Raw genomic sequence first — 8,306 nt, 5'->3', positions numbered from 1 at the left:
GCAATCAAGCCGCCGCCGCGATGGCCAGCAAACTCGCCGCGGTCAGGCTGGCCCCGCCGACCAGCACGCCGCCAACATCCGCCACCTTCAGCAGATCGGCGGCGTTGGCCGGCGTCACCGATCCGCCATACAGGATGCGCACGCCGTGGCCGCCGCCGCCATAGCGCGCCGTCAAGCGCTCACGGATGCAGGCATGCGCCGCCGCCACATCGGCCAGCGTCGGCGTCAGGCCGGTGCCGATCGCCCACACCGGTTCATAGGCGACGATCAGCCCTTCGGCGTCAGCCGGCAAAGAGCCTGCCAATTGCGCCGCCAGCACCGCATCGGTCTCACCCGCATCATGCTGCGCCTGGGTTTCGCCGATGCACAGGATCACCTGCAGGCCGGCGGCGCGTGCCGCCTCGGCCTTGGCGCGCACATCAGCGTCGGTTTCGCCATTGCCCCGCCGGCGCTCGCTATGGCCAACAATGACGAACCCAGCGCCCAGATCGGCCAGCATGGCCGCCGATATGCAGCCGGTGTGCGCGCCGCTCGGCTTGGCATGGCAATCCTGCCCACCGATTGACACGGCGCCGGCGGACACGATCACCGCCCGGTCGATCAACGTGAACGGCGGCGCGATCCACAGCCGGCTGGCGCTGTTGGCCGCCGATCCGGCCATCGCGGCGATTTCGGCGATATCATCCCCCAAGCCGTTCATTTTCCAATTACCGACGATGAGGGCTGGCATGCGCAATATTCTCCGGAAATCGTGCTGAACTATGCGGTGCTTGTGGCAAGCCGGCTGCGCCGTTACAAGCGGCGCATTCATTTTCGACGGGTAACCGATGATCAGTTTTTTTCGCCGCTATCTGACCAGCTGGCCCGTGTTGATCCTGTTTGGCATCATCGTGGTGGCCTTTGCCGTCACCGGGATCGGTGATCCCTATGGCGGCGGCGGCACGCCCACGGGTTCGGTTGCCCAAGTCGGCTCGCGCACCATCAGCGAGGCCGAGCTGCTGGAGACCATCGACCGCACCGTGCGCGAAGTGCGCCAGCGCAACCCGGCGATGACCCAGGCCGAAGCCGCGCGCCAGGGCGTGGTGGAATTGATGGCCACCCAGTTGATCGGCCAGGCCGCGCTGGAGGAAATGGGCGCGCGCGGCGGGCTGAACGCCTCCGAAGAGGCCGCCGATGTGGTGATCGCCGGCATCGCGGCATTCCAATCGGGCGGCAAATTCGACCAAGCCACCTACGACCGGGTGATTGCAGCCCAAGGCCTGACCGACAAGCGCCTGCGCCAATCCATCCGCGGCGACCTGACCCGCGAACAGATCATCAAGCCTGCCACCACCGCGCTGGCCGTGCCGGACGGCGTTGCCGAGCTTTATGCCCGCCTGCTGGTCGATCGCCACGAAGGCGGCATCGTGCTGGTGCCGGCCCCGCCGGTCGGCGCCGCCACTGCGGCCGAAGCCGAGCGTTGGTTCAAGGCCAATGCCGCGCGCTTCACCATTCCGCAGCGCCGGGCCTTTCGCTATGCCTTCATCGATCGTGCCCGCATCGCCGCTGGCGTGAACGTGCCCGAAAAAGCCATCGCCGATGCCTTTGCCAAGGACCCGGCCAAATATGGCGGCAGCGCCAGCCGCGTGCTGGAACAGGTGGTGGTGCCCACCGAGGCCAAGGCGAAGGCGCTGGCCGCCGCCGCTGCCACGGAGGGCTTTGCTGCCGCCGCGCAGCGTCTGGCCGGATTTGGCGCTGCCGATATCGCGGTGGGCAACCAGAATGAAGCCGGCTTTGCCAAGGCGACCAGCGCAGCCGTGGCCAAGGCGGCGTTTGCGCTGCCGCTTGGCGGGGTTTCGGCGCCGGTCAAATCGCCGCTGGGCTGGCATGTCGTGCGCGCTGCCAGCCTGGGCAGCGCCGGCAAGACGCTGGCACAGGCCAGGCCGCAGATTGAAACCGAATTGCGCACCCGCGCCATCGAAGATGCCGTGGCCGATGCGGTGGCGCGCATCGAAGACGGGGTGGAGGCCGGCAAGAGCTTTGGCGATATCGCCGCCGAAAACGCCCTGACCATCGCCGCGCAGACTCCGGTGACCGAAGCCGGCTTGGGCGAAGGCCAGCCGGCGCTGACCGGCGATGTTGCCACCGTAGCCGCGCGCAGCTTCAAGCACGAAGCCGCCGACGGCCCGGTGGTGGAAGATCTGGGCGGCGGCAGACTGGTGGTGATCGAAACCACCACGGTCATACCCGCCGCGCCGCCGCCATTGGCGCAGGTGATGCCGCTGGCCATGGCCGGCGCCGCGCAGGACAAGGCGATGAAGGCCGCGCGGGTCAAGGCCGAGGCGGTGCTGGCCAAGGTCAACAAGGGCATAGTGTTTGCCAAGGCGGCGTTCGACGCCGGCCTGCAATCGCCGCGCCCGCTGAATGGCCGGCGCATCGACATCATCGGCCAGCAGCAAGTGCCGGCGGCGGCGCGGGCATTTCTGAACGGCGCGCCGGGCACCACGCAATTGCTGGCGGTGCCGGGCGGCTGGGCCTTGCTGCATGTTGACCGGGTGATCCCCGGCGATCCGCGCCGCGAAGCCGGCCTGATCGAATCCAGCCGCCGCGAGATTGGCAGCGCCCTGCCCGGCGAAATGGCGGAGGCCCTGGCCAAGGCCAGCATCACCAGCGTTGGCGCGGTGCGCAATGAAGCGTCGATTCTGGCCTTGCGCAAGCGGCTGACCGGTGACGGCGTCCAATGATCGGGGCGCAATAATGGCGGATGCCGGCAAGGTATTTGCTGATCGGCGCATCCTGCCCGAACGCAGCGCCGCCGTGGCCGCGCTGGCCGCCGGACAGGCGCAACTGATCTGGACGCGCATCGTTGCCGACACCGAAACGCCGGTTTCGGCCATGCTGAAGCTGGGCAGCGCCGAATCGGGGGCGTTTCTGCTGGAATCGGTCGAAGGCGGGCAGGTGCGCGGCCGCCATTCGCTGATCGGCCTCGATCCCGATCTGGTGTGGCGGGCGCAGGGCAACAGCTCCGAAATCAACCGCCACTGGCAGACTGACCGGGCGGCGTTTGCGCCCATGGCCGGCGACACGCTGGCCAATTTGCGGGCGCTGGTGGCCGAAGCCCGCGCCGATGTGCCGCCGGAATTGCCCGCCGCGCTGGCCTGCCTGGTCGGCTATATGGGCTATGAAACCGTGCGGCTGGTGGAACCCAGTGTGCCGCTGGCGGGTGAATCCGCGCTGGGCCTGCCGGACATGGTGTTTGTCCGCCCGACCCTGCTGCTGGTGTTTGACCGGTTGAAGGATGAATTGTTCATCGTCGCGCCGATTTTCGGCACCAGCGATCCGGACGCCGCCTACACCGCCGCCGCCGAACGCATCGCAGAGGCAGAGCGCAAGCTGGCCATGGCCCTGCCCGATGCCGCGCGCGCGCCGGACGATCTGCCAGCCGCCACGCCGCACCACCACACCAGCCGCGAGCAGTTTGCGGCCATGGTCGCCAAGGCCCGCGACTATATATTGGCCGGCGATGTTTTTCAGGTCGTGCTCTCGCAGCGTTTCTCGGTGCCGTTCCCGCTGCCGGCCTTTGCGCTGTACCGCGCGCTGCGGCGGATCAACCCGTCGCCGTTCCTGTATTTCCTCGATTTGCCCGGCTTTGCGCTGGTTGGCTCTTCGCCGGAGATTTTGGTGCGTGTGCGCGATGGTGACGTGACCATCCGGCCGATCGCCGGCACCCGCCCGCGCGGCAAGGACGCTGCCGAAGATGCCGACAATCGGGAAAGCCTGCTGGCCGACCCGAAGGAGCTTTCGGAGCATCTGATGCTGCTCGATCTGGGCCGGCACGACACGGCGCGGGTGTCGCGGCCGGGCACGGTGAAGGTAACGGACCGGTTCTTTGTCGAATTTTACAGCCATGTCATGCACATCGTATCCAACGTGCAGGGCCGGCTGGCGGACGGCGTTGACGCGGTGGCCGCCTTGCTGGCCGGCTTCCCGGCGGGCACGGTTTCCGGCGCGCCCAAGGTGCGCGCCATGCAGATCATCGCCGAACTGGAAGGCGTGGCCCGCGGTGCCTATGCCGGCGGGGTCGGCTATTTCAGCCCGAACGGCAATATGGACAGCTGCATCGTGCTGCGCACCGCCGTGGTGAAGGACGGCGTCATGCACGTGCAGGCCGGCGCCGGCATTGTGGCCGACAGCATCGCCGAATATGAACAGCGCGAATGCGAGGCCAAGGCCGGCGCGCTGATGGCTGCGGCGCGCGAGGCGCTGGCGGCGGCAGGTGAAGCCCGCTTTGGGCAATAGGAGACAGGCGAATGAAAGCGATCTGGAACGGCGTGACCATTGCCGAAAGTGCCGATACTGTGGTGGTGGAAGGCAATCACTATTTCCCAGCCGATGCCGTTGATCCGGCCCTGCTGAAGCCCAGCGCCACCACCAGCGTGTGCGGCTGGAAAGGCACCGCCAACTACCACAGCCTGATGGTTGACGGCGCCGAAAACCGCGACGCCGTGTGGTATTATGCCGATCCCAAACCGCAAGCTGCCAACATCAAGGGCCGGCTGGCATTCTGGAAAGGTGTGAGGGTCACCGCCTGACACGGGTGGCCAGCCCGCCGTCACGGATGGCCAGCCACCGGACACGGATGGACAGCCAACTGTCACGCTTTGCCCTCCTGCAAGCAGATGACGGGGCGCTGCCAACACGCTAAGGCCAATCCATGGCTATCCTGGTTATCGACAATTACGACAGCTTCACCTTCAATCTCGTGCATTATCTGGCCGAGCTTGGGGCCGAGACGATCGTGGTGCGCAACGACGCGCTGACCACCCAGGACGCGATGGCGATGCACCCGCAGGCGATCCTGCTCTCCCCCGGCCCCTGCACCCCCAACGAAGCCGGCATCTGCCTGGCGCTGATCGCTGCTGCCGCCGAAACCCGCACACCGCTGCTGGGCGTTTGCCTTGGACATCAGGCACTTGGCCAGGCTTTTGGCGGCATTGTCGAACGCGCGCCGCAGGTCATGCACGGCAAGGTGAGCGCCATCACCCACAGCGGCACCGGCGTGTTTGCCGGCCTGCCCAGCCCGTTCGACGCCGCGCGCTATCACAGCCTGACCGTCCGCGAAGCCGGGCTGCCGGCCGATCTGGTGATCAACGCCCACAGCCCCGATGGCCTGATCATGGGCATGCACCACCGCACCCTGCCGCTGCACGGCGTGCAGTTCCATCCCGAAAGCATCGCCACCCAGCATGGCCACAAATTATTGTCCAATTTCATGGCGTTGGCCGGCCTGACACCCGATTTATCAATTGCCGCATGAGCCTGCTGCCCGATCCCGACAGCCCGCTGGACGCCGGCACAGCTGACGCTGCCTTTGCTGCAATCTTTGATGGCAAGGTGCCCGATGATGCGCTTGCCGCGTTCCTGACCGGGCTCGCTCATCGCGGTGAAACCGCCGCCGAAGTGGTGGCCGCAGCGCAGGCCCTGCGCTCCCGGATGATCCGCTCATTTGACGCCCCGGCGGCGCTGGATGTGTGCGGCACCGGCGGCGACGGCATGCACAGTCTGAACGTGTCCACCGCGGTGTCGCTGGTGGCGGCAGCCTGCGGCATCAAGGTGGCCAAGCACGGCAACCGCGCGGCATCGTCCAGCAGCGGCGCGGCCGATGTGCTGATGGTGCTGGGTGTGCCCGAATTGCCGATGGACCGGCTGGAGCTGTGCCTCGACAGCGTTGGCATCACATTTTTGCACGCGGCGCGCCACCATCCGGCGATGGCGCGCGTGGCCCCGGTGCGGCGCGCGCTGGGCCGGCGCACGATCTTCAACCTGTTGGGACCATTGTGCAATCCCGCCGGCGTGCAGCAGCAATTGCTGGGCGTGTTCGCCCCCGACCCGGTGCCGCTGATGGGCCAAGCCCTGCTTGATCTGGGCAGCCGCGCCGCGCTGGTGGTGCACGGCGACGGCTTTGACGAAGCGGCGATTTCTGGGGAGAGCACCGCCATCACGCTGGCCGATGGCAGCCTGACTTCGCTCACCCTCACACCGGAACTGGCCGGCCTGCCGCGCCGCGCCGCCGCCGATTTGCAAGGCGGCAGCCCGGATTACAACGCCGGCCGCCTGCGCGCCCTGCTGGCCGGCCAGCGCGACGCCTATCGTGACATGGTGCTGCTCAATGCCGCCGCCGCGCTGATGGTGGTGCAGCCGGCACTGGGCTGGCCGCAAGCTGCCGCACAGGCCGCCGCTGCCATCGACAGCGGCGCCGCCGCCGACACACTTGCCCGCTGGATCCATTTCAAATGACCGACACAAAATCCGACACATTGGCCATGATCGTGGCCCACAAGCAGGCGGTGTATGCCGCCCGCAAGACGCAGATCAGCCTGGCCGATGTGGAGGCGCAGGCCCGCGCCGCCGATGCGCCGCGCGGCTTCATCGCAGCCTTGCATGCCGCCGCCGACGACGGCCGTTTTGCGCTGATCGCCGAATGCAAGAAAGCCAGCCCTTCCAAGGGCTTGATCCGCGCCGATTTTGATCCCGCCGCACTGGCGCGCGCCTATCAGGCCGGCGGCGCTGCCTGCCTGTCGGTGCTTACCGAAGACCGCTGGTTCCTGGGGTCAGACGCCTATCTGGTGCAGGCCCGCGCCGCCTGCACCCTGCCGGTGATCCGCAAGGATTTCATCGTCGATCCCTACCAGGTCACCGAAGCCCGCGCGCTGGGCGCCGATGCCATCCTGCTGATCATGGCGGCTTTATCCGATACGCAGGCCGCCGAACTGGAAGCCGCCGCCGCCGATTGGGGCATGGATGTGCTGATCGAAGTGCATGATGCCGCCGAGCGCGATAGGGCGCTGAAGCTAGCGACGCCGCTGCTGGGCATCAACAATCGCAACCTCAAAACCCTTGAGGTCAGCTTGCAAACCAGCTTTGATCTGGCGGACAGCGCCCAAATGGCTGGCGGCAAAACTCTGGTGGCTGAATCCGGCCTGTCCGGCCACGACGATCTCACGGCGCTCAGCGCGGTTGGCATAAGCACATTTCTGGTCGGCGAAAGCCTGATGCGCCATGCCGATGTGACGGCCGCCACCCGCGCGCTGCTGGGATTGCCGGCATGAGCGGCCTGACCCATCTCGATGACAGCGGGAGTGCCCGCATGGTCGATATCAGCGCCAAAACCGCCACGCGGCGCGAAGCTGTGGCCGAAGGATTCATATATGTCGGGGCCGAAGCGCTGGCGGCCATCGCGGCGCAGGCGGTCAAGAAAGGCGATGTGCTGGCCACCGCCCGCATCGCTGGCATCATGGCGGCCAAGCGCACCGCCGATATCATCCCGCTGTGCCATCCGCTGCCCATCGATGCCGTAAGCGTTGATCTTACACTGGAATCCGGCGGCATTCGCGCCGTTGCCGCCGTGATCACCACCCACGGCACCGGCGTGGAGATGGAGGCGCTTACCGCGGTTTCGGCCGCGCTGCTGACCGTGTACGACATGGCCAAGGCGCTGGACCGCGCCATGCGCATCGATGGCATCCGCCTGCTGAAAAAGACCGGCGGACGGTCGGGTGATTATTCGGCAGGCGCGCCCCCGGCGCCATGACCGGCCTGCTGCCTTATGCGGCAGCGCTTGATCGGCTGCTTGCCGGTGTCGAACGGCTGCCAGCGGTGGTGGCGCCGCTGGCGGATTGTGCCGGGCGTGTCCTGGCGGAGCCATTGGTGGCCATGCGTGACCAGCCACCGTTCGCCGCCGCTGCCATGGACGGTTATGCCATTCGCTGGGCCGACGTGCGGCAGCCATGGCAAGTAGTGGGAACAAGCGCAGCTGGCCACGGCTGGCCAGGCACACTCGAAGCCGGGCAGGCCGTGCGCATCTTCACCGGCGGACCGCTGCCAGCCGGGGCCGACACCATCGTTGTGCAGGAGGACGTAATCCGCAGCGCCGATCAGGCCCGTCTGCACGGCGCTGGCCCAGCGCGCCAGGGCGCCCACATTCGCGCCAAGGGCCAGGATTTCCGCCACGGTGACGCGCTGGTCGCCGCTGGCACACGGCTGACGGGGCCGCATCTCGGCCTTGCCGCGGCAGCGGGCCACGGCGCTCTGGCCGTGGTGCAGCGGCCGCGCATCGCCTTGCTTGCCACCGGCGATGAACTGGTACCGCCGGGTTCCGTGCCGGGGCCGGGGCAGATCATCTCCTCGGTGCCGGTGATGCTGGCGGCGTTGCTGCGCGCGGCTGGCGCGGTGGTGTTCGATCCTGGCATCGTGCGCGATGACCGGGCGGCGCTGGCGGCAGCCATCACGTCTGCCGATGCCGACATCGTGATCACCATCGGCGGCGC

General features: G+C 67.6%; 9 protein-coding genes. 8 read left to right on the top strand and 1 reads right to left on the bottom strand.

Annotated features, from left to right (window positions below; genetic code table 11):
• Positions 1-4: 4 nt before the first annotated feature.
• Positions 5-730 (bottom strand): triose-phosphate isomerase, encoded by a 726-nt coding sequence (tpiA, locus tag ABWP50_RS03825; protein ID WP_353216666.1) that lies wholly within the window; start codon positions 728-730, stop codon positions 5-7.
• Positions 731-827: 97 nt separating this feature from the next.
• Here tpiA and ABWP50_RS03820 point away from each other — a divergent pair, with 97 nt between their 5' ends.
• The 8 genes from ABWP50_RS03820 to ABWP50_RS03785 form a co-directional block, all read left to right on the top strand.
• Positions 828-2,723, top strand: a complete 1,896-nt coding sequence (locus ABWP50_RS03820; protein WP_353216665.1) for a peptidylprolyl isomerase — start codon at positions 828-830, stop codon at positions 2,721-2,723.
• Between the two features lie 13 nt (positions 2,724-2,736).
• Positions 2,737-4,278: an anthranilate synthase component I family protein gene (locus ABWP50_RS03815; protein WP_353216664.1), complete on the top strand. Its 1,542-nt coding sequence runs from the start codon at positions 2,737-2,739 to the stop codon at positions 4,276-4,278.
• A gap of 11 nt (positions 4,279-4,289) precedes the next feature.
• A complete protein-coding gene (locus ABWP50_RS03810; RefSeq protein ID WP_353216663.1) occupies positions 4,290-4,571 on the top strand; it encodes a DUF427 domain-containing protein in 282 nt (93 codons plus the stop codon).
• A 122-nt stretch (positions 4,572-4,693) separates the two neighbouring features.
• A complete protein-coding gene (locus ABWP50_RS03805; protein ID WP_353216662.1) occupies positions 4,694-5,296 on the top strand; it encodes an anthranilate synthase component II in 603 nt (200 codons plus the stop codon).
• A complete protein-coding gene (gene trpD / locus ABWP50_RS03800; protein ID WP_353216661.1) occupies positions 5,293-6,276 on the top strand; it encodes an anthranilate phosphoribosyltransferase in 984 nt (327 codons plus the stop codon). The genes ABWP50_RS03805 and trpD overlap by 4 nt, the downstream gene beginning before the upstream one ends.
• Positions 6,273-7,088, top strand: a complete 816-nt coding sequence (trpC, locus tag ABWP50_RS03795) for an indole-3-glycerol phosphate synthase TrpC (RefSeq protein WP_353216660.1) — start codon at positions 6,273-6,275, stop codon at positions 7,086-7,088. Before trpD ends, trpC begins: the two co-directional genes overlap by 4 nt.
• Positions 7,085-7,570 (top strand): cyclic pyranopterin monophosphate synthase MoaC, encoded by a 486-nt coding sequence (moaC, locus tag ABWP50_RS03790; RefSeq protein ID WP_353216659.1) that lies wholly within the window; start codon positions 7,085-7,087, stop codon positions 7,568-7,570. Before trpC ends, moaC begins: the two co-directional genes overlap by 4 nt.
• Positions 7,567-8,306: molybdopterin molybdotransferase MoeA (locus ABWP50_RS03785; protein ID WP_353216658.1), on the top strand; the 740-nt coding region annotated here is incomplete at its 3' end. The genes moaC and ABWP50_RS03785, both read left to right, overlap by 4 nt.

Origin of the sequence: Sandarakinorhabdus sp. (assembly GCF_040398645.1) — a bacterium.
GTDB lineage: Bacteria > Pseudomonadota > Alphaproteobacteria > Sphingomonadales > Sphingomonadaceae > Sandarakinorhabdus.
Note: the sequence above shows the minus strand (reverse complement) of the source record. Positions and strands in the feature narration are given on the sequence as shown.